At 54.5% G+C, this 25,215-nt stretch carries 21 protein-coding genes and 1 tRNA gene; 18 read left to right on the top strand and 4 right to left on the bottom strand.

The genetic code is table 11. The features are described 5' to 3' along the window. Positions 1–119 precede the first annotated feature (119 nt). Positions 120–1,337, bottom strand: coding sequence for an MFS transporter (locus DOCECA_RS01020; protein WP_434562324.1), 1,218 nt, complete (start codon positions 1,335–1,337; stop codon positions 120–122). Between the two features lie 335 nt (positions 1,338–1,672). Here DOCECA_RS01020 and DOCECA_RS01015 point away from each other — a divergent pair, with 335 nt between their 5' ends. From DOCECA_RS01015 to DOCECA_RS00945, 15 genes are all read left to right on the top strand, one after another. Further along, positions 1,673–3,730, top strand: coding sequence for a methyl-accepting chemotaxis protein (locus DOCECA_RS01015; RefSeq protein ID WP_434562322.1), 2,058 nt, complete (start codon positions 1,673–1,675; stop codon positions 3,728–3,730). 103 nt (positions 3,731–3,833) lie between these two features. Then, a tRNA-Met gene (locus DOCECA_RS01010) sits at positions 3,834–3,910 on the top strand. Between the two features lie 166 nt (positions 3,911–4,076). Further along, the gene (locus tag DOCECA_RS01005) at positions 4,077–5,318 is read left to right on the top strand and encodes a tyrosine-type recombinase/integrase (RefSeq protein WP_149632543.1); all 1,242 of its coding nucleotides are present in this window, start codon (positions 4,077–4,079) and stop codon (positions 5,316–5,318) included. Between the two features lie 282 nt (positions 5,319–5,600). Next, positions 5,601–6,440 (top strand): hypothetical protein, encoded by an 840-nt coding sequence (locus tag DOCECA_RS01000; RefSeq protein WP_445571332.1) that lies wholly within the window; start codon positions 5,601–5,603, stop codon positions 6,438–6,440. A 101-nt stretch (positions 6,441–6,541) separates the two neighbouring features. Continuing rightward, a complete protein-coding gene (locus DOCECA_RS00995) occupies positions 6,542–6,823 on the top strand; it encodes a helix-turn-helix transcriptional regulator (RefSeq protein WP_003205554.1) in 282 nt (93 codons plus the stop codon). After that, positions 6,820–7,125, top strand: coding sequence for a hypothetical protein (locus tag DOCECA_RS00990; RefSeq protein WP_124345163.1), 306 nt, complete (start codon positions 6,820–6,822; stop codon positions 7,123–7,125). Before DOCECA_RS00995 ends, DOCECA_RS00990 begins: the two co-directional genes overlap by 4 nt. 534 nt (positions 7,126–7,659) lie before the next feature. Continuing rightward, entirely contained in the window at positions 7,660–7,950 is a 291-nt protein-coding gene (locus DOCECA_RS00985) for a hypothetical protein (protein WP_010457912.1), read from the top strand. Then, the gene (locus DOCECA_RS00980) at positions 7,947–8,216 is read left to right on the top strand and encodes a DUF3077 domain-containing protein (RefSeq protein WP_042956433.1); all 270 of its coding nucleotides are present in this window, start codon (positions 7,947–7,949) and stop codon (positions 8,214–8,216) included. Before DOCECA_RS00985 ends, DOCECA_RS00980 begins: the two co-directional genes overlap by 4 nt. Beyond that, positions 8,213–11,107, top strand: a complete 2,895-nt coding sequence (locus DOCECA_RS00975; RefSeq protein WP_445571331.1) for a DUF927 domain-containing protein — start codon at positions 8,213–8,215, stop codon at positions 11,105–11,107. The genes DOCECA_RS00980 and DOCECA_RS00975 overlap by 4 nt, the downstream gene beginning before the upstream one ends. Before the next feature lie 91 nt (positions 11,108–11,198). Continuing rightward, positions 11,199–12,041 (top strand): chromosome segregation protein SMC, encoded by an 843-nt coding sequence (locus DOCECA_RS00970; RefSeq protein ID WP_445571330.1) that lies wholly within the window; start codon positions 11,199–11,201, stop codon positions 12,039–12,041. A gap of 66 nt (positions 12,042–12,107) precedes the next feature. Beyond that, positions 12,108–12,296 carry a hypothetical protein gene (locus tag DOCECA_RS00965; RefSeq protein WP_009045452.1) on the top strand — a complete coding sequence of 63 codons (189 nt, stop codon included), beginning with the start codon at positions 12,108–12,110 and terminating at the stop codon, positions 12,294–12,296. A gap of 509 nt (positions 12,297–12,805) precedes the next feature. Continuing rightward, positions 12,806–13,090, top strand: a complete 285-nt coding sequence (locus tag DOCECA_RS00960) for a hypothetical protein (protein ID WP_445571329.1) — start codon at positions 12,806–12,808, stop codon at positions 13,088–13,090. Positions 13,091–13,182: 92 nt separating this feature from the next. Continuing rightward, positions 13,183–14,142, top strand: a complete 960-nt coding sequence (locus DOCECA_RS00955) for an SIR2 family NAD-dependent protein deacylase (RefSeq protein WP_445571328.1) — start codon at positions 13,183–13,185, stop codon at positions 14,140–14,142. Between the two features lie 152 nt (positions 14,143–14,294). Next, a complete protein-coding gene (locus DOCECA_RS00950; RefSeq protein WP_445571327.1) occupies positions 14,295–16,658 on the top strand; it encodes a hypothetical protein in 2,364 nt (787 codons plus the stop codon). Positions 16,659–17,288: 630 nt separating this feature from the next. Continuing rightward, positions 17,289–18,041 carry a hypothetical protein gene (locus DOCECA_RS00945; RefSeq protein ID WP_445571326.1) on the top strand — a complete coding sequence of 251 codons (753 nt, stop codon included), beginning with the start codon at positions 17,289–17,291 and terminating at the stop codon, positions 18,039–18,041. Between the two features lie 112 nt (positions 18,042–18,153). On the opposite strand, the gene DOCECA_RS00940 is transcribed toward DOCECA_RS00945, so the two are convergent. After that, the gene (locus tag DOCECA_RS00940; protein WP_445571325.1) at positions 18,154–19,140 is read right to left on the bottom strand and encodes a hypothetical protein; all 987 of its coding nucleotides are present in this window, start codon (positions 19,138–19,140) and stop codon (positions 18,154–18,156) included. A gap of 1,107 nt (positions 19,141–20,247) precedes the next feature. Here DOCECA_RS00940 and DOCECA_RS00935 point away from each other — a divergent pair. Further along, a complete protein-coding gene (locus DOCECA_RS00935; RefSeq protein WP_445571324.1) occupies positions 20,248–21,222 on the top strand; it encodes a hypothetical protein in 975 nt (324 codons plus the stop codon). A gap of 133 nt (positions 21,223–21,355) precedes the next feature. Then, the gene (locus tag DOCECA_RS00930) at positions 21,356–21,577 is read left to right on the top strand and encodes a hypothetical protein (RefSeq protein ID WP_445571323.1); all 222 of its coding nucleotides are present in this window, start codon (positions 21,356–21,358) and stop codon (positions 21,575–21,577) included. Between the two features lie 317 nt (positions 21,578–21,894). Here DOCECA_RS00930 and DOCECA_RS00925 read toward each other — a convergent pair whose 3' ends face one another. Both DOCECA_RS00925 and DOCECA_RS00920 read right to left on the bottom strand, forming a co-directional pair. Continuing rightward, complete coding sequence (locus tag DOCECA_RS00925; protein ID WP_434562320.1) at positions 21,895–23,220, bottom strand: APC family permease; 1,326 nt, start codon at positions 23,218–23,220, stop codon at positions 21,895–21,897. Positions 23,221–23,368: 148 nt separating this feature from the next. Next, on the bottom strand, positions 23,369–24,190 hold the full coding sequence (locus DOCECA_RS00920) for a carbon-nitrogen hydrolase family protein (protein ID WP_445571322.1): 822 nt from the start codon (positions 24,188–24,190) through the stop codon (positions 23,369–23,371). Positions 24,191–24,313: 123 nt separating this feature from the next. Between DOCECA_RS00920 and DOCECA_RS00915 the strand changes: the two genes are divergently transcribed. Further along, the gene (locus tag DOCECA_RS00915; protein WP_420764055.1) at positions 24,314–25,114 is read left to right on the top strand and encodes a helix-turn-helix transcriptional regulator; all 801 of its coding nucleotides are present in this window, start codon (positions 24,314–24,316) and stop codon (positions 25,112–25,114) included. Positions 25,115–25,215 lie beyond the last annotated feature (101 nt).

The following is a 25,215-nucleotide window of genomic DNA, read 5'->3' as shown; positions in this document are numbered from 1 at the left end:
GGTACATCGACCCCATCCGGGGTCGAGAGCAAAAATGCCTGATGGATTGACCGAGGCTCTGTACGAAAGGTATCCGCACTGGCCCATACTGCGTTGAAACGGGGCTCGGAATGTTCGATTCAGGCCCTTTTGGTCCTTGGCAGGAAAATCGCCAACACGCCGAACAACGGCAGGAACGAGCACAGCCAATACACGTATTCGATACCCCGGATGTCCGCCAGATGCCCCAGCAGCGCGGCGCCGATCCCACCGAAGCCGAACATCAACCCGAAGAACACGCCGGCGATCATCCCAACGTTGCCCGGCACCAGCTCCTGGGCATACACCACGATGGCGGAGAAAGCCGAAGCCAAGATGAAGCCGATCACTACGCTGAGGATGCTGGTCCACAGCAGGTCCACGTGAGGCAAGATCAGCGTAAATGGCGCCACACCCAGAATCGAGAACCAGATCACCGCCTTGCGTCCGATCTTGTCGCCGATCGGGCCGCCAAAGAAGGTCCCCGCCGCCACTGCGCCAAGGAACAGGAACAGGTGCAGTTGGGAAGATGCCACCGACAGGTCGAACTTTTCGATCAGGTAGAAGGTGAAATAGCTGGTGAAACTGGCCATGTAGAAATACTTCGAGAACACCAACAGGCCAAGCACCACCAACGCACTCAGGACCCGCCCCTTGGATAAGCCATGCGTCGCCGCCTGGCCTTGCTTGAGCTTGAACAGGTTCAGGTGATTGGCGTACCAACGGCTGATGCGGTACAGCACGAACAAGGCAAACAGCGCGAACAAGCCGAACCAGGCCACATTGCCTTGACCGTAGGGAATGATGATCGCTGCGGCCAGCAGCGGGCCGAATGCGGAGCCGGCGTTTCCGCCCACCTGGAAAGTCGATTGCGCCAGGCCGTAACGACCGCCGGAAGCCAGTCGCGCCACTCGCGATGCCTCGGGGTGAAAAGTCGACGAGCCGATACCGATCAAGGCCGCCGCCAGCAGGATCATGGCAAAGCTGCCGACCATGGACATCATCACGATGCCGATCAGCGTGCACACCGTTCCGGCCGGCAACAGCCAGGGCTTCGGGTGCCGATCGGTGTGATAGCCGACCCAAGGCTGCAACAAAGATGCGGTCAACTGGAACGTAAGGGTGATCAGGCCGACCTGGGTAAACGTCAGGCCATAGCTGTCCTTGAGCATCGGATAGATGGACGGCAGCACAGCCTGGATCAGATCGTTGATCAGATGAGCCAACGCCACCGCACCAATGATGCGCATGACCAAAGGACTGCTTTGGGGCGTGGCGCCAATGGGCGTCGCGTCAGCCGGGGTATTGCTGATAGCCATGGGAAGTTTCCAGACGGCAGGTGGGAGCACATGGGCAAGGTTCGCCAATGTGCCATTTTTCAGTGCGACAAGGCTATCCCATTAGCTTGCTATCGACCGATAAAAAATAGTCGGCAAACAAGGTGATAGCGCAACGCCATGGTCTGAATCTTGCCTTGTAAAAGTCTTACGACGCGGCCCCTTACAAAGGGGACCGAGAATGGGAAGTTTCGCTACAGAGCAGGCCTACAGAGCCGGCCTGGACAAGCTTTCGAGGCCTTTTGAAAGAGCACCCGTTTCGGCACTTGTGTAAAAACGCACAAAAAAAGTGCAAGGGTGTTCAGGGGAGTATGGGCATGCAGGCTTTTCTATCACCGGGCATCCGGTTGCTGGGGCATTTTGGTTTCGCCCGTAAATTCCAGTTGTTGTTCCTTTTGTTCATCCTGCCGCTCATGGGCAGCCTGTGGCTCATCGGCCAGGACTACCGGGACAAACTCAACCTGATTTCCGGAGAGCGCGCCGGCGTACGCCAGTTGCTCGCCCTGGATAACCTGGACAACCTGCTCGCCGCCCAGCGCAATCGCGCGGCGCGCTGGCGGGCCACGGAGACCAATCGACAACCCACCCCTGCGACGATCGCCGCCATGGCCGCGTTCGATGCGGTGCAACCGGAGCTCAACCAGGTCGCCAACGATCTTGGCGCGACCTTGCAGGCCGAGGGCGTCGAAGCCGACACCCTCGCCCGCTACCAGGCCTTGCAGACCAGCCTCAACGGCCTGGATTCCAAGAGCCTGGGCGCCGTGGGTTGGTGGCCGGATGGCTATGATCGTTTCACCGCTGCCCTCAGCGCATTGCAAGCGTTGCGCGAACAGATGGTCATGGACAATCGCCTGACGCTCGCCTCCTGGCTGGAAACCTACCTGCTCACCCAGATTTCGACCCAGCAGACACCCGAGCTGATCGAACGTGTCGGCCGCCTGGCCAGCGTTGGCCAGGCCTCGGTGGTGTCAGGCCAATTCACTTTGCAGAGCCGCCTGCAACTGCGTGACTTGCGCAGCCGCATCGGCGACGCCCGGGATCAGTTGGTCAAGACCGGTGCGTTGCTGGAAACACGCTTGCCCAGCGAACTGCAATCCTGGGCTGGACAATTCCAGGGCAGCCTCAAGCACTTGGACGCCGGCTTGAAAATCTTGGATGAAGGCGTGTTCGGCGGCTCCATCAATCTCAAGCCGGAAGCGTTCGAGAAACACATGGACGCCCTTCTCCGAGACCTGGCGACCCTGCGACAACAATCGCTGGTCGCACTGGACACGCGGCTGGACCATTACCACGGCTCGGCGATCCGCCAGTTCACCTTGGTGGCCACGGTGCTGGGATGCCTGCTGTTGGCGGCGCTGTACCTGTTCGTCTGTCTGCAAGCTTCCATCCGCCGCAGCGCCAGTGGCATTACCCTGCTGGCTGAAGCGCTGCGTGACGGAAACTTGAGCCTGCAAGTTCCGGTACAAGGGCGTGATGAGCTGGCAGCTATCAGCACCGCGCTCAATGTCGCCGTGGTGCAGTTGCGCACCAGCCTGCTGGGCGTGGATCACGAAACGCTGCAACTGAGCGACGCCGTGCGCACCCTCAATACACATTCCAGCGGCGCCTTGGGCGAAGTCGAGGCTCAGCAGATGCAAATCAGCCAGATCGCCGCCGCCGCGACGCAACTGGCCGCAACTTCCCAAGGCGTTGCGAAAAGTTGCGAACAGGCGTCAGACAGCGCCCAACAGACCCGCCGCATCGCCGCCGACAGCAGCCGCGACAGCCTGCGCACCACGGCGAGCATTCAGCAGCTCAACCAGCGGCTCAACGAAACCGCCGCCGCCTTGGGCCGGGTCAGCGAGCAGGGCCAACAGATCCAGCTGGTGGTCGATACCATTCGCGGCGTGGCCGAGCAGACCAATCTCCTGGCGCTCAACGCCGCCATCGAAGCCGCCCGCGCCGGTGAACAAGGCCGGGGCTTTGCGGTGGTGGCCGATGAAGTGCGCAGCCTGTCGCAACGTACCCAGTCCTCCACCCAACAGATCGCCGGCACCGTCGACAGCCTGCGCGCCACGGTCAACGAAGCCGTCAGCCTGATGGAAGCGGCCTGCGGCCAGGCCCAGACCGACGCGCAAGCCGTGACCGGCCTTGGCGAGCGTCTGGGGGAAATTGCCAGCGCCGTACAGAGCGTCACCGATACCCTGGCGCAAATCGCCACCGCGGTGGATGAGCAGGCCAGCACAGCCGACGAGGTCAGCGGCAATATCCAGCAGGTCGATCAAGCGGCCATGCGCCTGCTGGAAGGCGCCCGCGCGGTGAACGTGGCGGCGGACACCTTGAGCCAAGGCAGCCAGGCCTTGAGCGCGAACACAGGGAGATTTCAGCTCAGTTGACGCACATTGGCGACGAGGATGGTTAAGCAGTTGAAAGTGCAGAGAAATATTTTGGATTTACGCTTGACACATCTTCGTTACCAGCGAATAATGCGCGCCACTTGGCTACATAGCTCAGTTGGTTAGAGCATAGCATTCATAATGCTGGGGTCCGGGGTTCAAGTCCCTGTGTAGCCACCAAGTACCGATCCATAGATGTCTACAGCAGTCTATGAATCACCTCAAGAAGCCCGCCTAGTGCGGGCTTTCTTGTTTCTGGCTGTCCACCTCTATCTACCCCTATCCTTCCCCACCGTGTATGCCCACGTGTATGCTTCAGAACTAATTGAACTGGAGGCATACACGGATGAAGCGCGCCGATATCAAGCGACGTCCTCTCGCTGATACAACACTTTCCAGCTTGGAGCCTGAGGCCGGGGCATACCGCGAACTAGACAGTCCTGGGCTGTATTTTAGAGTCAAACCAAACGGCCAGAAATCTTGGGAATTACGCTACAAGAAACCGGACGGCAAATGGTCTTGGCTAGGTCTCGGCGGCTATCCAGAAGTAAGCGGCGCCTTCGCTCGACAGAAAGCGGCAGAGCTGAGAGCTGACGCCTCAGAGGGCAAGAACCCAATCATCTCCAAGAAGGCTCGTCAGGCGGCTGACATTGACGCAGCCAATGACACCTTCGAATCACTAGCCAGGGAATGGCATACGTCTCGTCTCAGCGGCTGGGATGCTGGAACTGCCAAAAGGATACTCGGCGCACTCGAACGCCACGTGTTCCCCTCGCTCGGTAAACGTCCCTATACCTCGATCATGTCTATGGAGTGGATGGAGCTATTGAGAGGGCTTGAGCGCCAGGGGATTTTGGAACAGATGAGCCGCGTGAGGGCTTACTGCAAAGATATCTATGACCTGGCTCGCGTAACCGGCAGAGCCGTCAACAACCCCTTGGAGGGCGTGCATAAGTTTCTGTCATCGGGAAAGGCAGAGAACTACGCTCATGTCTCACCTGACGAGCTTCCTCAGTTACTCAGAGCGATACGTTCCTATCCGCATGCCAAAGATGTTCAGCTTGGCCTGCGGCTGTTGACCCTGATGGCAGTCCGTCCCAGCGAACTTCGCGAAGCTCATTGGTTGGAGTTCGACTTCGACAAAAAACTGTGGACAGTGCCTGTCGAACGCAAGGGACGTAAAAAAGGCCGCGAACATCTGGTGCCGCTATGCACTCAGGCCGTAGATGCCCTTTTGGAGCTTCGGCAACTTACCGGGGCATACCCTCTTCTGTTTCCAGGAAGAAGTGATCGTACTAAACCCCGAAGCGACACCGTATTTCTCATGGCGCTCAGGCGCCTTGGTTACGAAGGCCGCCAGACCGGTCATGGCTTCCGCCACATCGCCAGCACCATCCTCAATGAGCATGGTTACCCCGCTGACCATATCGAGGCCCAACTCAGTCACAAGGCACAAGGTGTCCGAGGGATTTACAACAAAGCCCAGTACCTTGAACAGCGCACAAAGATGATGCAGTGGTATGCCGATCATCTTGATGCACTTGAAGCCGGAAATGTTATTCAAGGTCAGTTCGGTAAGGCTGTATGAGCACCCACTACCATCCCCCCCTCAAAATCCATGTTACGGGTGTTACTCGTGTAACTAACCTCGCCAGACGCCCGTTTTCATTGGCTTTCACGCCTGTTACACGCCCGCGCAAACATCTGTACACCGCGTGTGACACTGCCTCAATGTGTAACGCGTCTATCCCTCCTAACTCACTGTGGGCTGACGTTAGACGTGTCTGGTCATCGAGCCACTCACGCTGGCTTCACTTGCGACACACAGGGCGTGGGATAAAGCGCGACACAACGCCTGAGACGCTCGGCCATGGCTGATCATCAATCCCTAGTAGATTCCGCGTTTACCGCCGGGCTGATGAGTTTTCTCTCGGCGCAGCCGCTATACGAGCTCTGCCGTGAACAGATTCATGACGTGTGCTATTTGATCGAACAATGCTGTCTTCGCGTTCGCGACGATAGCAACGACCTCGATCCCAGCAGCCTCTGCATCAAGACGACAACGCATGAAGAGACAATTTTTCAGTATGCCTCCACCGACACCAGGGCACGTCTCGCCCACTGGGTTCGTCAGTACAGCAAATGTGAGACGGTTTCGGATCGCGATGCCCACGCAGCCTACATCATGGCTTGCGCTGTTAAGGCTTTGGGGGAGCTAAACGACTGGATGCGGACAACCGATCAAAAGGCCTGGTCTCATCTCTTAGCGCCTCCAACCGACTGGCCGTGGGAACTCTATTGTCAATTTGTAGAAATGCAGGCCAATCCGGATGAGCGCATTGACGCGCTCGATCAATACGTCCTTCACCTAGATCCCATCATATCCCTACCCTGCTTGATTGATGATGAACTGACGCCCGTCGCTGATCGTGCGATCCAGAACGCGACCCGCAAAAAAGGCGGCATCATCAGCGGTATGGAGCGTAGAAAGGACATCAGTGTTCGAGACGCAGCCATCGTTGTGCAGGCGAAACTTCTACAGGCGAAAGGCATGGAGAATCAAAATATCCCTAGCGCCGTGCATGCTTGGCTGGTGCGGGAAGTGGCGAAGCCGTCGAAACAGCGCCCCGAGTGGATCGCTGTTGAAACCGAAAAAGCACTCACGCGCAAAAGCGTAGAGGCCATCCTCAAACGCAATTTTGTCCTGTAACTGAAATTTCAATCGAATTTCAATTGGAAGTGAACTGCTCACCGCATTTCATCGCCTAGATCATTGCTCTCGTCAGTCCAAACCAATCGAGAGCAATACCTATGAATACCTCAATTACCGGCCTTTCCCGCAAGGCTCCTGCAAATTCCCCCTCGCTGTTTGATGCCACCTCGACGTTGATCCGCATGCGCGAAGTCGAAGGCATCGTGGGGATGAAGCGGTCCACCATCTACAAGCTGATGCAGCGTCCTGACTGTGGCTTTCCTCAGCCCGTCAAACTGAGCAACAGCAATGCTCGCGGTGCACCGGTCGCCTGGGTTCTGTCTGAAGTCCAAGCATGGGCACGTAGCCGCATTGAGGCTCGTGATCAGGTGGCCGCATGAGCCGCAAGATCGCCAACAAAGCCCTGATGCACCCTTTCTCCATTCTTCGCCAGATCGGCTTTTCGCCTCGCCTCATGCAACGCCTGGAGCGCTACCGCAGCCTGCAGGACAAACAGGGCCGCGTGGTCAGCATCCTCAGCTGGGCCGATGGCACCTGGTGCGCGCTCTCCCTCCACTGTGAAAAGACCGGGGCGGTGATCGTCGACGAGGGCCAGCAAGCGGAAGCCTATGAAGATGCCCGCTCAATGCTCCAAGGCGGCTTCTTGCCCCTGCTTTCCCTGCGCTTCGAATTTCATGCCTGAAACGAAAACGCCTCCGGGGGCGATCCGGAGGCGTTGAGGTAAATCTACATGCCCGAACAATTTATGCCACACCCGAAAAATCCGCAAGCCACCCCCGTAGTTGCACTTTCGAAAAACGAGCGGTACTCTCTGGCCGTCGCTGCAAATTCAGCGAATGGGCTTGGCGGCCCAAACAGTACAAGGCGCAACAGCGCCCCCATTACGATTGCAGGCGCTTTTTTTGTGTCTGCATTCCCGTGTTATGGCGGGTTGCGTAGGAGCACCCTCGGGTGCGCCGGTCTCCTTGTACGCCGGTCCGCCAATCCTGCGCAATCCGTCACCCTAATCTGCTTGGCGGCAGACGGTGGCGGTTCCTCAGTACAAGGAGCCTTCACAAATGCAACACGCCCTCAATCCGTCCAAAATTCGCGCCGCTGCACACCGTGCAATGGCTCTCGCCGCTCTACACGCCAATTCCAGCCTCGCTACTCGTCTTGCCCGTTACAACGCCCATATGGTCAAAGCTCGCGCTCTCGAAGCCGCAGGCGGTGCCCAATGAATTCCTCCCTCAGTTTCGCCTTGCCCGAAGACCTGCTCTGCGTCAGCAAAGACATCGAGAAGGGTGTCCCGGTTGATGCAATCACCTGTGCTATCAACCGCGCAGAGTCAGTGCTGATGTTGCTTGAGGACCATTTCGAAAGCGAAAGCGACAGACCACGCCTAGCCAATCACGTCCTCGCCGCTGTTATTTGGGATGTCCGGGGCACCCTGGGACTAATCAAAACCCTGACTCTTCACGGTGACACCACGTCTGTTCCAATGGATCAGAAAGGCGGTGCCGTATGAGCGCTCCCACCACATTAGGCCGAGCGTCGTTTTTCAATAAAACCTCCGGCCAGGGCGTGTTTCGTGTGAATGCAGGCATTCCTATTGAGGACGCGCTCGAAACGGTTTCACTCCTCCAGCATTACGCCAATCAACTCTCGCTCGATGCCGCCATGAGTGACAAAGGCGAGCGCTACAGCTGGTGCGCGCTTTACCTCGGCGAAATGGCAAAAGCCCTGATCGATGACGTGAACGATGCCATGTTTATGCCGGGGGCCGATACATGACCCAGCGCACAAACAAATCGACAAGACGCCCCAGCTTTGCCGACGTGAAAAGTGCCGCACTCAAGGAGATTGATCGCGTACTTGCGCACTGGCTACCCAACGGCAAACGGGTCGATGGCGGCAAGGAATACACCGCTCCCAATCCGACCCGCACGGACAAACGAGCCGGGTCGCTTAAGGTCAACTTGAGCAAGGGCACCTGGGCGGACTTTGCTACCGGTGACAAGGGCGGCGACCTGATCGACCTGGTGCGCTACCTCGACGGCGGCACAGACGTCGAGGCCTGCAACAAGCTGGCGGATCTGTTGCACGTATCGGCAGGCGCCGCGCAATCAAAGCCCACACTGAGCAAAAGTAAAGCGCCGGAATGGATTGCCATCCAACCGATCCCGGTCGGAGCCATGGACAAGTGCCCGGCCAAGCATCGGCAACACGGCGTGCCCTCCAAGGTCTGGATCTATCGCGATGCCCAAGGCCAGCCCCTCATGGCGCTTTATCGGTTCGACCTGGGGCCGGACGAAGAAGGCAAGCCAAGGAAAGTCTTTGCACCGTTGACCTGGTGCCAACGCGCCGACGGTCAAACCACTCAATGGCGTTGGCAAGGTCTGCCCGATCCGCGCCCTCTTCTGCACCTGAACGAATTGTCGCAACGGCTCGATGCGCCGGTCGTACTGTGCGAGGGCGAGAAAGCCGTCGATGCCGCTGCCGAGCTGATGCCGGGCTACGTGGCGACCTGCTGGCCGAATGGTTCCAACTCTTGGCACAAAGCCGACCTGACACCGCTGAAAGGGCGGTCGGTCTTGTTGTGGCCGGACAATGACTCCAGCGGTCAGAGCTGCATGGAGGCCGTCGCGGAAAAGCTGCGTGAAATCGGCGCCGCCTCAGTGCAAGCAATCGCCCTGGACATCTTCAAACGCAAGCCCACGCTCAAGAATGGCAAACCGACCTTTGCCAAAGGTGATCAATGGGACGATGGCGATGATGCAGCCGACGCACTCGCCAAGGGCTGGACATCGGCCCACCTCGCCGAGCTGGAGCGCACTGGCGAGCTGCTTGGCTCGGCACCCGCCCCCGCTCCGGCCGGAGAAATCGAAACAAAGGTACAGCCCAAAACCAAGCGACCCGCCAAATCAAAAAATGACCTGTTGCCCGGCGGTTTTCGTCTGACCCCAGAAGGCGTGTTTTATTCTGGCGACGACGGCGAAGCGCGGCCTGTGTGCTCGCCTCTGGAGATCCTCGCTCGCACCCGTGACGACAAGGGCCATAACTGGGGCTTGCTGGTCGAGTTCGACGACCCGGACGGTCAGAAGAAACGCTGGAACATTCCCGCCCGGACCATGACCGGTGACTTTGGCAAGGACGTACTTGGCCCTCTGGTGGACATGGGTCTACGTCTGGCTGGAAGCCGCTCAGGACGTAACGCACGCAACGACCTGCAAAGCTATTTGCAGGGCTTTGACAGTGCGCAACGGGCTCGTCTGGTCACTCGACTGGGTTGGCACGGCAATGCCTTCCTATTGCCCGAACGGCAGATCGGTTCGCATGACGAACACCTGCACTTCTATGAGGCTGGGGCACAACTCCCACCGATCAGCGAGTCCGGCACGCTGGAACAATGGCAGGAGCAAATCGGCGCACTGTGCATTGGTAACCATCGTCTAGCGTTCGTCGTCAGCGTGGCCTTTGCGGGACCGCTGTTAAATATGCTCGGTCACGAATCAGGCGGGTTTCACCTCTACGGTGACAGCTCCGGTGGCAAGACCACCCACCTGCAAGTGGCCGCCTCGATCTATGGCGGGCCGCGTGTGGTGCGCTCCTGGCGCTCGACAGACAACGCCCTGGAATCCATCGCCGCCGCGCATTCGGACGGGCTCCTGGTGCTGGATGAAATCGGCATGTGCGACCCGCGCATCATCGGTGAAACGGTCTACATGCTCGGCAATGGCACCGGCAAGGCTCGCGCCAATGATCGAGGACAAGCGGGCCGACAGGTACAGGAGTGGCGCTTGCTGTTTCTTTCGACGGGCGAGAAGACGTTGGCACAGCACATGGCCGAGGCAAACAAGGAGCTGAAAGCCGGTATGGAGGTGCGCATGCTCGCCGTGCCAGCGGACGCCAGTAAAGGTCTCGGGATGTTCGACGTGTTGAGTGGCTTCGACGACGCAGCGGCCCTCTCTGACGCGCTCAAGGCGCGGGTAGCCAAATACTACGGCACGCCACTCACCGCCTTTCTGGCGGCCCTATGCGAGCCCGGGAAAATGCACGGATGGTCAGCCATCCTGCGCCGTACTCTGGAAGGCTTTGTTTCCAAAGCGCTCCCCGCGTCGGCCAGTGGGCAGGCACACCGAGCCGCCGCACGCTTTGGCTTGGCCGCAGCCGCCGGAGAGCTGGCTACCGCTCTCGGCATCACTGGCTGGCCCGACGGCACCGCGACCACAGCGGCACGTGTGTGCCTGAGCGCGTGGCTGAATGAGCGTGGCGGCGCCGGAAACCTTGAAGGTGATGCGATCTTGGCCCGCCTTCGCCAGATCATTGAGCGCTTTGGTGAAAGCCGCTTCACCCGATGGGAAACCGCTGCCGCGAAGATCGATGAGCACGGGCCACGCACTATCGACCGCCTGGGCTTTCGCAAAACCCTGGAGCACGGCATGGGCGACACCATGCACACCACCCATACCTACTACGTGCTGCCCGAGGCGTGGCGATCCGAAATTTTTCGGGGGATGAACATCAACGCCGTGAACAAGGAACTGCTGCACCGGGGTGTGTTGGAACCTGGTAGCGATGGCAAGGCATCGAATTTGGTCCGGTTTCCCGGTTTAGGCCCGCAACGCTGTTACATCGTGAAGACGATTCCGGGCACGGATGAGAGCGAGGCTCGGGCTGCCTGAAGGCATCCCTACTGATCGAGGTAGCGCCGGCTGATTCCCGGCCTCGCCAGCCGCTCATCCCAACCCAATCAAATTGCACAGAGACAAAACAATGAACGACATCCAAGAACTGAAAGACCGCCGTGAGCAGCTGACCTCCGAAGTACATCGCTTGCGAGCCGAACTCTCGCACTATGAGACCGCTCTAGCGGCCCCCGAGTCTATCGAGCCAGGCCGGGAGCGGGACACCCAGGATCAGTATGCTGAGCGGAAAAGAAAATGTGATTCGCTGGACTTTGAAATTGATCGGTTGAATCAAAAAATCATTCGACGGGAAAACGTCGTCAATCACGAAACCCTGATGGCGGGCTACCGCGAAGCCATGGCGACGTGGAAAGCCGACGAGCACGAGCTCAACGAAAAGCGGCAGAGTGTCAGCACCCGCCTGAATGAAATTCGTCAGCAAGCCACAGACGAAATGGCAAAAGCGCGTCAGGCTGAGACCGAAGCGGCAACTGCCTACGCTCAGGCTGTAGCGTGGGGCGACACCGAAGGCGAGAAGACGGCTAATGCTGACGCCCAAAAAGCCGCGAAAAACCTCGCGACGGTAGCCGAGCACAACCGTCGTCAGCAGTTGATCATCAGCGCTCTCGAACAAGAGCTGGCCACCATCGATCAGCACATCGCTGAAGCACAGCAAGAACATCAGAAAATCGAGAACAAGGCGCTGCACCTCGCCAACGCGGTGCTCGAAGAGAAGTGGAATGAGGCGGCTCAGGCATTACTTGATGTTGGCGGGCAACTTTGCGCGGCGCGTCGGATGATTGATCGGGATCCTGTTGCGCTGCTCAAGCTCAACGTTCCAGAGCAAGGTGAGAACTTCAGCAATTGGGCCTGGAATGACCTTTCCGAGCGTTCAGTACGGTACACCGTACAAGACGTGCTGGCTTTGTAACGCCCCGCCCCCCCTGAAACGGCCCACTCCGGTGGGCTGTTTAAACAATGCCCAAGGATCAGCACTATGAACACCGCCACGCAGAACAGCCCCAGTCGTACCGAAACACTGAAGGCAAGGAAAACCCATCTGAGCGGTCTGCTCAAGCTCATGGGCTCTCGCTGGGGGAAAAGCACAGCAATACAAAGCCTCACCGCCAATGCGATCAAAGCGGAACTGAGCCTCATCGATCAGCAATTGAAGCGCCGAAGCTAGAGTTCAGCGGAGGGCCTAGCCAGCTACCCGCTGCCTCCTCTATCTAGTAGTTGGTTAAGCATACAGGTTATCTGTTCAGTCCCACCTCTTACTGATTTGAAAAGGTAGCTTTCGGCCGATTCTGTTGAAAAAATCGACCCTGGCTTCCACAGTAGAAAAGCGCGCGCTTGAGATTGAAATCCTTAAATTGATAGAGGGTTCCAGGCTCAGATTTCGCGTAGCAGTATGCGAAAACGGCGTCTTCAGCGGTCATTATGCGGTTAGTCAGGAAGAACCTGACTTTTTCAACAGAGTCGGCCAAAAGCGCACACTCACCCATGACGACTTTCAGCAAGGAGCAGACTTCGACCAGCGATCATTGCGAGCCATTATCGACTACCAGGCTTGCCAGGACCGACTCATGAATTGTGTACAGTCGCGAAATCTATACTATCAACCTACTAGGCGTGTTTTGTTGCTGAAAGGGGCGCTCGATATCGTATCGGAGATGTGATGGTTTGGAGCCTACTATGAAAGAAAAAATCATGACCGCATGGATATTTGGCAGCCTATACTGGAGTTCACAAACTACAACTGAGATTGTGTTCGATAGGGAACCATCCAATTTAGGTAGAGTTATCGGCTTTTTATCCATGCCTGAGCGGGTCTCTAAACATCTGCTGAAAGGCATTAACATCACACTGAGTAATTATACATTAAGGGATATAGTGATGACGCGCAATAAACGCCCACGGCCTTTGCAGATTAGAAAGCATGGGCAAGATTGCACCGCTAGCGAGCGCTCGAAGACATGATAAAACTAAAACAAATACTCAGCCAGCCAGACACTATTATATTTGTAGGATCCGGAATATCGCTATGGGCCGGTCTTCCAACATGGTCCGGAATGATCGAAGAACTCGCAAAGTTTGTCGAGCAGGGAGTTGGAAGTGCAGATTTAATACGAGCTGAAGCTAAAAAAGGCGACTTACTGCAAGCCGCAAGCTATGGCTTTGACAAGCTTACAAAACAGCAGATTGGCGAATTTGTACGTGCGGCTTGTCGATATGGAAAAGCAAGGCCACATGAAATTCACCGAAAGATTGTTTCGTTAGGGCCGAGATGCTTTGTAACCACAAATTATGATGACTTGATTGAGCAGAGTCTCAGAGAATGGCAACCAGATAGATTTTATCGCCCCCCTGTTACAAATCGGCAACTGACTGAGACGGCAGAAATTGTGCACGCAAGGGCGACAGATTTTATATTTAAGCCACACGGCGATGCCGCCGACAGTGAAAGTATAATTCTAACTAGAGAACAATATAGGCGCTTGTTGCCACAGGGCGAAAATCAAGCAGCATTAGAATCGGTAAAAATGTTATTGGCGAGCAGGCCTGTTTTGTACCTTGGATTCGGACTCCGAGATCCGGACTTTATCTATGTCCGGGATTTATTAGCAAACACCTACAAAGGAGGCGTTCGCGACCACTATGCAATAATGGCGGATATACAGGAGCAAGAGATTGATTACTGGAGAAGAAATTATGGGATTCACATTGTAGGTTATAATACAATTGAGCTGCCCAACAAATCTAGAGATCATACTCCGTTACTTTCGCTGCTAGACTCTCTTCTAGAAGGCACTAAAATACAAAAAGAATCTACGTTTGATCCGGAATCTTCTGATGTGCTTCTGGCATTGGCTAGGCATGCAGCTGTTTTAGGTAGGCATCCTAAGCAAAGCCCTGAGTTTCCTATCCGAGTGGGTCCTGACGGGGGAAGGAAAAAATTGGCGGGGTTTGATGCGCAACGATTCAACTACGGACTGGTTGAAAAATTGCAGGACCCGACCGCCTATTACTGATAGGCCTGCCAGGCGCGGGAAAAACATACTCCCTGCACCGAGCAGCGGCTAAATTAGCAGACAAACTAAACAACATTTGTCTTTCAGGAGAATTTATTAAAGAGCTGATCATTATACCAATAATTGTAGATTTAAAACTATACCGTGGTGACTTGCTCAACCTTGTGAAACAATCTTTACCAGAAAGCCTGCCGCTTGAGGAGTTAATTAAACATTACAAAGTTAAAATATTTGTAGATTCTTTCAATGAGATGCCGCGAGAATTTTTAGAGAGTGGTTCATATGAACCTGATTTTTTGGATTTTGTGGGTAAGATAGGCGAGACCTCCCTAATAGTAGGTTCAAGAACCACAGATGGTTTGTCGCGCTTAGAATTCCCAACATTTCGTCTTGAATATATTGAGGCTGAAGCTGTCACAGCGGAACTTGCGCGTCTGGGCGTTAATTTTGAGGGCAGATTTAGCAAGGAAATATTTCACTTAATACAAAGGCCATTTTATTTCCAATATATAATTTCCAGAAAAATTGATTTGACTCATGACGCACACCCCAAAGACTTCTATAAATGCTTGTTTGATAACATTAGTCTCGCATTTCACAAGCGCTTTGGTTTCAAGCTAGACATTCAGCAGGCCCTTTCCAATGCGGCGTACGCGGCACTAGATAATGGGGCCGAGGCTTTCCAAGTTGCGAACTTAATAAGCGAGCTAAATAGCACGCTGATCGAGGATTGCAAGGCAACCTCTCTGGAAATAGTAAACTGGCTTATCTCCGAATCAATTCTCATTACATATACTAAAGGCCGAATCGCCTTTATTCATCAGTCAGTAACAGAATATCTAGCGGCTACCGAGCTAGCCCGACGGTACACTTCTGATCCGAGAGAACTAAAAGAGAAGCTGTCTCTTAGACGGTGGGATCAGGGTCTATTTCTCACCCTGAGCTTTTTGTCGAGTATTCAGGCGAAAAGCTTTTTGAGTGATGTTGTTAAAGCTGATATGGCGCTAGCAATAAACGCCTCTAAATACATTGAGATCGGACGTGATGAAATTGTTTCAGAACTGCTAAATGCTCTGTACGATTTAAGAAATCGCGAGGGTGAGCTTTCGACAAGAATTGAGCACGCCATTGAGTACGGCCTACAAGTTTCAGAAGCTCACGAAGATATAGTTCGTGAATTTATAAAGTTTGGAGATTCATTGGGAGGGATTGCTGTTTGCCTCCTAAACTCAATAAAAGGGTCTTCTGTGGTGCAGGAGGTTATTGAGTTGCTATTTCTCAATAGACATGATTTTAATTTTTGCTTGAGGGCCGTTGACGGTTTAGCTCACTTTATCACTAAGGAGTCCGTTCTTACAGTAGCCGGTTTTGCTGATGAAATTCAAGCTCAGATAAACTCAAACCCGGATATCGACGAGGAGCACTATGGCGGATTTAGTATGGCGGTTAGTATGCTATTTCAAGAACTAGAGCTGCCCGCCATACTTCAATTGCTTCCTGCAGTGAGCGGTGAGCCTGTAGCTAATCAATACAGGGCTAAAATCTTATGCGAAGCTCTCGGAGAACATAATACGCCAGAGGCCCTAGATGTGGCAGGAGACCTATTACTAAAAGGCGTAAAATATGCTGTCGAACCCATAGCACGTATTGCTTTATCCTCTGGGCAAGAGGATAAAGCCGTCTTGGACGGACTTACTTATTCTCATGCAGTTCGCTTACAAGAATTTATAGAAACCCCATGGGCGAGCGAGGCATTAAAACAGCTATGTCGTGCGCGACCAGATATAGCGGCGCAAGTAAAAATAGATGCACTATCAAAAAGTGGACTTTTAGCGGCACTTTTGTTGCATTGCGCAGACCCGCAAGATATGGAGCCGGTTTTTTCCGAGCTCGCGAGGGTAGCTGATCTTTCAGTTGAAGAACGTCGGCTTCTACCACTTAAACTTCTTGAGGATATTGATATAGATTGGAAGGGACGTGAGTTGTTTTTCCTTAAGCTGCTCAGATTGCGCGACATGAATTTTGCTAATGCTATTATAGGCAATTCCTTTCCCGTCACTCTAAAGAATTTAGGCACTCTTGATATAGGCGATATAAGTTGGTGGTTGGAATGGATGCAGGCTGAACTTACTACCAAAGATGGAAACTGGTTTTTATTTCGACTTGGTGACATATTTGGTACCCACACCCTTAGCCAGACCAGAAAATCTTTTATTGAAGAGTTCAACCGCGACTCAGAGTACCGTAACTTAATTTTAGATTATGTACTGGAAAGGCTAGATGTTACAACAGACGACATTAGCAGTGAGGCCATTTCATTTATATTGGCTGAGCTGGCTCGTGAGAAAAGTGAACGTAGACTAGGGAGCAACTTTCTTGGAGCTGCAGCTACTGAAAGCTTTATCACCGATAGTTTGTTACCCTTGTTAGTGGGCGCACAAAATCCTCTCAGAAAAAATCTCTTGAGAGTTTTGGAGCGAGCAGGTGCGAGGCATGGGCGTCGTTATTCATTATAATATTATGTCATAAAAAAACGAAATCTAGTCACCGAAAACCATGGACCGGCGCTCTGAACTGAATCCTTCGAAAATCTCAGGGAACGGTGACTACGATATGGCTAGTTGATAATGATCGAAGCAGACTTGATTAAGTCTGCTTTTGTCCGTTTTAATCCCTGGCAAACGTCGGATACAGATCGGTTTCAGGCCTTCGCGCTGAGCAGTCATTGGTCAAAAAAGTCAGTCGGCGACCAGAGGCTGCCAAACTCGCCACCGTGGTGCTCTTCGGACTCATCAACAGGTCTGTTCAGATTAATACCCCTCAGCTCCGAACCGCTGCAGAAGTGCTAGAGTGACTCGGCCATAGCCCAGACGCGCTTCGAGCAACCTTCATAGAGCTTTCAAAATGGATAAAGTGATCGAGGGACCAGTGTTGAGGTGGGAAAAGTGAATGGAGCCCTAGCACCCTTGACGACAATATCGGTGTCGTGCGATCACGGATCAGAGCTGGCCGCCGCAAGCATGAAGCCGTAGTCAGTCCCATCCCGTAGGTTGAGAAATGATCTGTAGTGATTAGGGGGCAAGATGATATCTGGTAAAGTGCAGTTGCAAGCGATATCTGATCGCATACCGAACAAGCAGTGTTGGATGCTGTTCAAGGTGGCTAATCTGGATCGACTACAGGCGCTGCAGCGTGGTCTGCTGTACATGAACAGCGTCGACTATTTCGCGAGGCTTGAAGGTGAAGCCGGCGCTGCGCTTCGAAGGGATGAGCTTGAGAATGTGTATCTTAAACTCAGCTCTCGTGTAAGGGATGGGGTTGTCACCGAGCTCGCACTTCAAGTTGAAGGTTACGACGAAATCGTATTGAGCCCAGAGACAATCATGACCCTGAACCTGCCTCGCCCTGAAACCGTTATGGTGTATTGCCTGGGTTCTGTGTCAGCCGGAAATGACGGTCAGATTTGGGGACTCAATAACGGAATGCTGCAATTCAGTGATCGTTTCCAAGAGTTTGGTACCCATGTCCTTCGTATTACGAACCACGTTGAGTTTTCTAGAAGGCTCTCACAAGCTATTGCAAGCCACCCTCACCTTTATAATTCTCCCTTCTTTGAAGGTGGCTACGGCCAAGTCGATTACGTAGATTTCAGCGACTACAGCGGCCCGATAGGATTGTTTCGCAAACCGATTGAGTATGCTTGGCAACGAGAGTACAGACTATGCGTTGGCGCTGAATCTGAGGCACTGAACGATAGAGGGGCGTTAGAGCTAAATATCGGAGACCTATCGGACATCACTCAGATTACAACGGTAGAAAGTTTCACCTCGAACCCGATGACACTCGTTCAAAGGAGCTATAGGATAATCGAAGGCGAGCCTGTGCAAGTTCCTACTTAAACGTGCTTCCCGATCAGTTCCGTGCAGAGCGTAAATAGGCCACATAAACGATATAAAGCGGAGCCAAATCAATGGCTTCGTTTTTTTGTGTATGGTCCCGAAAAGCCACAGTTCAAAACGGTATGTCATCGTCGAAGGGGACTATAACTTTCGGGAGAGGCAAAGCGCTCTTTGGCAACGGCAGATTCGTAACAATGAAAAGATTAAGGATGTCTTGTCTGTCCATAAACATGATCTGAGAACGCTTCGTGGCGTCCAGCTTGTTGCCCAACCAGTTTCTTGCCTGCTTTGTTATCTCACCGCCCGCGATGATGAATGCGTGGTCAACCAGCACTCGTCGACTCAGTTCCGAGTCGAAAATCTCGTGACCAAGCATCATGTTTACCTGATTGTGAATCTCGGCGACATTCGCCGAACCAGGCTTACCGACGCCTGCTGAGTCTAGCTTGCCCTTTTTAGCTTGAATACCGAAGTAGAGGACATGGAGCGTCGGCAGAGTGTATTTCATCCATAAGTCCTTGCCGTACTCCAACGCCTTGTCTTTGTGACCCGCTGCCGTTATGCGATGAAATCCAAGCTGACGGAACAGCGGCAGCAGCACCTCCTCAATCAGCTCATCTTCGGAGCACTTGTCGAGGTACGTGGTGAGTATCTCCCGGCGCTCCAGCTCCGCTGGAGTCAGCGGACGATGAGGGTTCGCCATCTGCGCAATGGTGTTCGTGGCATTGTGGCGCAACTGGCCGAGGCCGTGCTCGTCGTAGAACGCTTCCCAACCTTCGCGCACCAGCACTGCATTAAGCGCGGCAAGTGCTTTGTTCCTGTCCGGATCGCCCTCCTGCGCGTCTCCCTTGTCGAGAGTCGCACGGATGATCCGGATGAAAGCATCAGGCGGAACCGAAGGGCTGGGATGCGGGAGAGCGAACACCTCCTCCAGTCTGCTTGCAACCCATGCCCAGCGGGTTGAACCGTCGTGGGCGTAATCTAAGTCACAATCTTGAAAGAACTCAGTGATGTAGCTGCTTGAACGATACCGAAAGTGCTCAGAGTCGCCACAAATAATGTGGGCGAGTTCTCTAAGATTCCTGCTCTTCCATTTCATTTGCGTTCCTAGATCAGGCGGAGTGAGGCTGAAGCACAGCCGATGTACCACACTAAGCCGATAATGATCGCCAGCTGTGGGTAGGTAACTGCAGCAGACAATCTAGAGTCGTCAGCTTTTCAGTGACGGATAGAGCATAGCTTCCCGCCGGCCCCTCGCTTTGCTGGCCCGAAGGCCTCCCAAGCCTGGCCCTTTTCGCAATTTCTAAGCAGCCGCCACGCTGTGTAGTGTAGCGCCCCTACCAACCTTCTCCATGTGGACTCAGAAACGGCTCAGTTCAAGATTCAGGCCCACGCGCAGATCCGGCAGGCATCCTATCCCATTCACTGAAGTCGCCAGGTATGCTCCGGATCGCCGACATTTGGCTGTTTGTTGGTAGATGGTTTCCTTAGTGGACGCAGTTGCCGACAGCTGGCAATCGTAAAAATGCCTATCAAGGCGTAACACATAAAATTTGCGTAACACTCGAAACTGATTCGCTGCCAACGTGATGTAACGAAGAAAAAGCCGCATGAAATCATATGGTTATGGATACCCGTTACACTTGTAACTTCTGTAACACTGCTTTAACGGTTCCCCCGCCCCCCTAGAGTGGGAATGCCGTCAGCGAGCGAACATCTTCATGACTCCTTGGGTAGGTGATTGTTCATCGCATCGGAAAAAGACAACAACTGCTAGGGTCTCTGACGATATTGGTGAGACATGGGGGACCCTGGGAGGTTTCACTGCACACGGGGTCGGAAACCCGCAGCATCTTGTTAGCGATTAAGTTTTCTACGTCGGTTGACAGGTTGACGTGGTTGACACCACCTCGAAGGTTGACCGGGCTCAACCGTTCGCTATCAACAACACAATGGCTCACCTTTACCGTTGCGGTAACGATGCCCTTTTTTCTTCAATATCCTTTCGATTTCAACGTCGAAATTTCAGTAAGCTCGGGGAACTGTCGCTACCAAGATCTCGCGGGTTTCCTACCCCGTACAAAGGAAAAACCCTCAGGGGCCCTGCACCGATTTAGACTGGCACAAGCTATGCTCCAGAAGCTAACCGATGTGGCATAACGGTTACTCTTTCCACCCACCTTGTTTCATCGGGGCATGACCTATTTTGAATAAACCTCAGTTTCCCATTGACATCACGGGTGCCGTCTCAGCTCTGGAAGCCCATCCAATCCTCACCGCCATGTCGGATGAGGGGTGCTACCATGAGCAGGAAGGGTTACGGCTCCCTCTTGGGATCTACAACATTTCGATTTCCCGAGTATCTGACAAATTGATTCGCCTGTGTCAGAGGGTAGAAACGTATTTCAATACGCCGAACACTGGGGATCCTCAAGGTGATACTCGTGATGTGCTGCTGGAAATCATCGATTACGTCGAGCTTTCCCTGTACGCAGCAGCAGAGCATGTTGATGATGTGAAATCGATCTGCACTGGATTTTTCAAGCACACCAGCATTCGTGATAAAAATCAGGCATATAGGGCACTCGATAAGGCAGTGAAGCAACACAAACATTTTGTAGCCTCCGCGGCTAACGCCATCAAGCATCAACAATCACGGATTCGTCTAGCAACGCTTGAGTTCAAGGACGAAGCGCATGTAGGTGCATTGCATGGCTTCTTCATCGAAGGTGTCGCCGACGGCGTTGTCGGCCCAAGCTCGACTTTTCACAGATCAAAAAAGCTATTTTCTCTGACGAGCCTGGCTTGGGAGATTTTATTGTTCGTTTTACTAGTCTCACGAGATCTGGCGACTTTTCTGCGATCCGTCTGCGTACAGCGTGAGGGCCCGGTAAGAGTCGCTTCTGAACAATTCGCGAAGGCAGTGGTGGCTGCAGCTCGTTTGCCAATTTACGATTTCGGTGAAGCTCATCCTTTCTCGAGAGTCACCATACAACTGAATTCCCCGGAACCGGCCCTGGATTTGCTGGCGTCTTCGCTATACGGTTCCATTCGGTCTGGCTGGTCCATGTCATCAATACCCACTTTTGGGCAGCTCAAGTCCCAATATGAAGGCGATGGAAAGACAAAGCAGTTTCAACTTTTTCAACCAGAATCCGTTTCCTTTCAGCGTTGGAAGTAGTATCGAGCGCGCTAAGCAAATGCTGCTGTCGCATCGTATAACACTCGCCACACCCAAAACCCTCGACAAATAAACAAAAGTGGGCCGTCTCTTACGAAGCAATTTCTATGACCCTGGCCCTTGGAGAACGCTCATGGACGATGTCTCGCTACTCGCATCATTGCTAAAGCGCATGAATGAAAACCAGCTGGCATTGGCGGCGGCTGTTGAGGAGCTGTCAAACTGGGTTGAGCAACGAGGATCTTCAGAGGTGGCCCAAAACATCAGAGGGACACTGGACACCCTGGATGAGAATTCAGGATTTATTACCCTCGCCCTGGCCTCACTGGCGGCAGAAGGTCGAACAAAAAGGTAAATATCGGCCTTCATCAGAGCCTACCGCCGACCATCTGGTGACGCCTTACCTAGCGGGATCCCACGATATCAGCATGCAGAGACAGGCAGCTTGTATGCCTATATGTATGCCTAACTGAACAAGACGATACGAAGCCCTATAAATACAAGACATTAAAGGACCAGTTCAAATGACTGTGTACCACCAAGTCCTGTTCAAAGATGTTCCTGAATGTCTTTGAACAACAAGAAGCCCGCCTAGTGCGGGCTTTCTTGTTTCTGGGTATATCTCCCTGAATGCCCCCGCAAGATTCAGCTATTCCCACGGGGCGTAGTGATTTATGTGGCTTCCTGGAAATCCATCTCCGGTGGCTGGCGACGAAAACCTCCCGTCAGCACCGCCAGATACACCAAGCCAATCGCCAGCCAGCTCAGGCCAAGGTAGATCGCCAAGTGATCGAGGCTGACCATCAGCCATACATCAGCCGCCAGACCAACGAACGGGAACAGCAGGAACAACACGAATTCACGCAGCCCTTTCTTCTGCGCGCCGATCCAGTAGTGAAAAATCACCGACAGGTTCACCAGGCTGAATGCCAGGAACGCGCCGAAATTGATGAACGAGGTTGAGGTGGTGACGTCCAGTTTCAGCGCCAGCAACGCGACCACAGCGCACAAGAGAATGCTGTTGACCGGCGTACCGAAGCGTTCATGCAAGGCGCCAAAGAACGATTTCGGCAGTACGCCATCTCGGCCCATGGCGAACAACAGCCGGGAGCCGCTGGCCTGAGCCGACAGCCCCGACGCGAATTGGCCAACGATCAGGCCGATCAGGAAGATCGATACGAACAGGTCGCCACCGATATTGCGGGCAATTTCATAGGCCGCCGCGTCGACACTGTCGAACTGGGACGACGGATGGGCGATCTGCACGAAGTACGACACGCTGACGAAGATCAATCCGCCGACCAGGGTAATCAGCATGATCGCTCGTGGAATGGTACGGCGCGGATCGCGGGTTTCTTCGGTCAGGGTACTGACCGCGTCGAACCCCAGGAATGAATAACAGGCGATGGCTGCGCCGCTCATGATCAATGGCATCTGCATGTCACCGTTAAAAAAGGGCTCGACCGACCATAACGGTGTGCTCGCATCCCCGCCGACATAATGAACGCACAACGCAACGAAGGCGATCAGCACCAGGAATTGCACTAGCATCAACAGCGCGTTGATGCCGTTGGCCAGTTTCAGACCGACGATGTTGATCGCACTTGTGATGCCAATGAAGACCAGCACCCAGAGCCACTGCGGCACGGTCGGGAATGCGGAATGAAGGTAGGCCGCGCCGATCAGCCAGATGGCCATGGGCAAGAAAAGGTAATCGAGCAATACCGCCCAACCGGCGATGAAACCGAGTTTCGGGCTGATCGCCTTGCGGACATAGCTGTAGGCCGAACCGGCGACAGGGAACGCCGCGGCCATTCGGCCGTAGCTCATCGCGGTGAAGAACATCGCCACCAGTGCTGCCAGGTAAGCGGCGGGGACCATGCCGGAGGTGGATTGAGCGAGAATACCGAAAGTGCCAAGGACAATGATCGGTGTCATATAGGCGATGCCGAACAGCACCACCGACCCCAATGACAGGGTGCGTTGCAAATGAGCCATGAGTGACTACTCCGAATTATTAGATTTATGGCAGAGCCGAGTTCGGCGCAATTTCGGGTGTTAGGTTCTTGTTCTGTTTTTTTTCAACACAAACGTGTTGCTTGTCAGGGCCTCTTCGCGGGCAAGCCCTGACGACACAGATTCAGGATCAACGCGAAGGAATCAACAGCTCTCGCAATCCATAGGGATGCTCGACAATCTCTCCCGGCATCTTCAGCCGCTGATCATCGAGGTAGCGATAATCACGCCGCGCCGCCGTCAGTTGGTTCAGGTCCAATTCCACCGCAAACTGCCCTTCTTCGCGCCCGGCCTCGAACAACAGCGTGCCCAGCGGGTCCACCAACGCACTACCGCCTGCGAACACCAACCCGCCATCCCCTTCTTCCACCCGATTGACCATCAGCGCATACGCTTGGTTTTCCTGGGCGCGAGCCATGATCGCGGTGCGGTGAGTCGGCCCGTAGGGGTCCATGTTGCCGTTGGTGACGATCAGCAGTTCGGCCCCCAGTTGCGCCAGGGCTCGGGCGGTTTCCGGGAACTCGATGTCGTAGCAGATCAGCAGACCGACGCGCACACCGTTCCACTCACACGTGGCGTAACGGTCGCCGGCCTCGAACATACCGCGGTCCGACGCCCAGAGGTGAGTCTTGCGATACTTCAGCGCGATGCCCTGCGGGGTGATCAGCAGCGTGGTGTTGTAGAAGCGGCCACGGTCGTTTTCGGCCACGCCTATGACCACGGCAATGTTGTGCTCCCGGGCCGCAGCAAGCACCGCGCTGACAGTCGGGCCATCCAATGGCTCAGCGGTTTCTGCCACTGTCTCAAGCGATGGGAAGCCCATCAGGTGCGTTTCGGGAAATACGATCAACTGCGTATCGGCCGCACAGGCGGCAATCGCCTGAAGGGCGCGTTCGAGGTTATAGGCCGTGTCGTTATCACGGCCCGCCAACTGGGCGAGTTCGACTTTCATGGGTATTCCTTGTTCTAACCAGGCGGGCTGAAAGATTGCCCGGTCGGTGTCTGTGAGCCAGTATGCGCAGCAGGCCCACGGCGGGAAATCACGCCGCTGGGGTAACCCGATAGGGGTAGAGGCATGACACTTTCGTTAGACGACATTGCGTGGCACCGCTCGGTCGGGCAACTGATCGACGCCTTGGACAAGCCTAATTTCTGGACGCAGCTGGTCCGTTTGCTCGATCAATACGTACCTTTCGACAGTTGGGTGGCACTGCTTTTCAGCGCCGACCAGCGCCCGCAGGTATTCGCAGAGTGCCCGGGTGCTGACGGCAGTCCGGATCAATTGTTCCAGGATTATCTGCGCGGCCTGTATCTGCTCGATCCGTTCTACATCGCCTGTCGCGAGCAGTCGCGCACCGGTCTGTATCGCCTGTCGGAAGTCGCACCGGAACATTTCGAGTTGACCGAGTACTACCAGCGTTACTTCCGCCTGAATGTGGTGTCCGATGAGGTCCAATTCAATTGCCAGCTCGAAGGCGACCGCACGCTTTGCCTGTCGCTGGGCAGCAAGCAGCGGTTCAGTGGCGAGCAGACTGCCTTGCTGTCACTCATCCAGCCCTGGGTGCTCGGCCTGTTGCGCCAGCGCCTGCCTTACGAAATCAACGAAGTGGTGGCCCTTGCACCAGCACCGCCGCAAGCCGATTGGCGCGTGCAGCTGGAAGCGTCAGTCCAGCAGCTCAAAGGCGCGCAATTGACCGCACGGGAGCTGGATGTCGGGCGCTTGATGCTCAGCGGTTGCTCCAGCAAGGAAATCGCCCGCAAGCTGGAAATTTCCGCCGAAACCGTGAAAGTCCATAAAAAACATATGTACAGCAAACTGGGGATCAAGTCCCAGTCCGAGCTGTTTTCTATTTTTCTCCAGGCGCAGAACGCCTGACGTCTTGTGGGGGCGAAGCCGAATCGCCGCACCCCGGCGATTTGCGCCCCACGCCTCGTATCGCTACAGTCGATCTCAATATCCTTGGCCCATGGACGGAG

The sequence above is a fragment of the Pseudomonas sp. E102 genome, assembly GCF_052660185.1.
The sequence above is the reverse complement of the archived record's forward strand: the minus strand, read 5'-3'. Positions and strand labels throughout refer to the sequence as shown.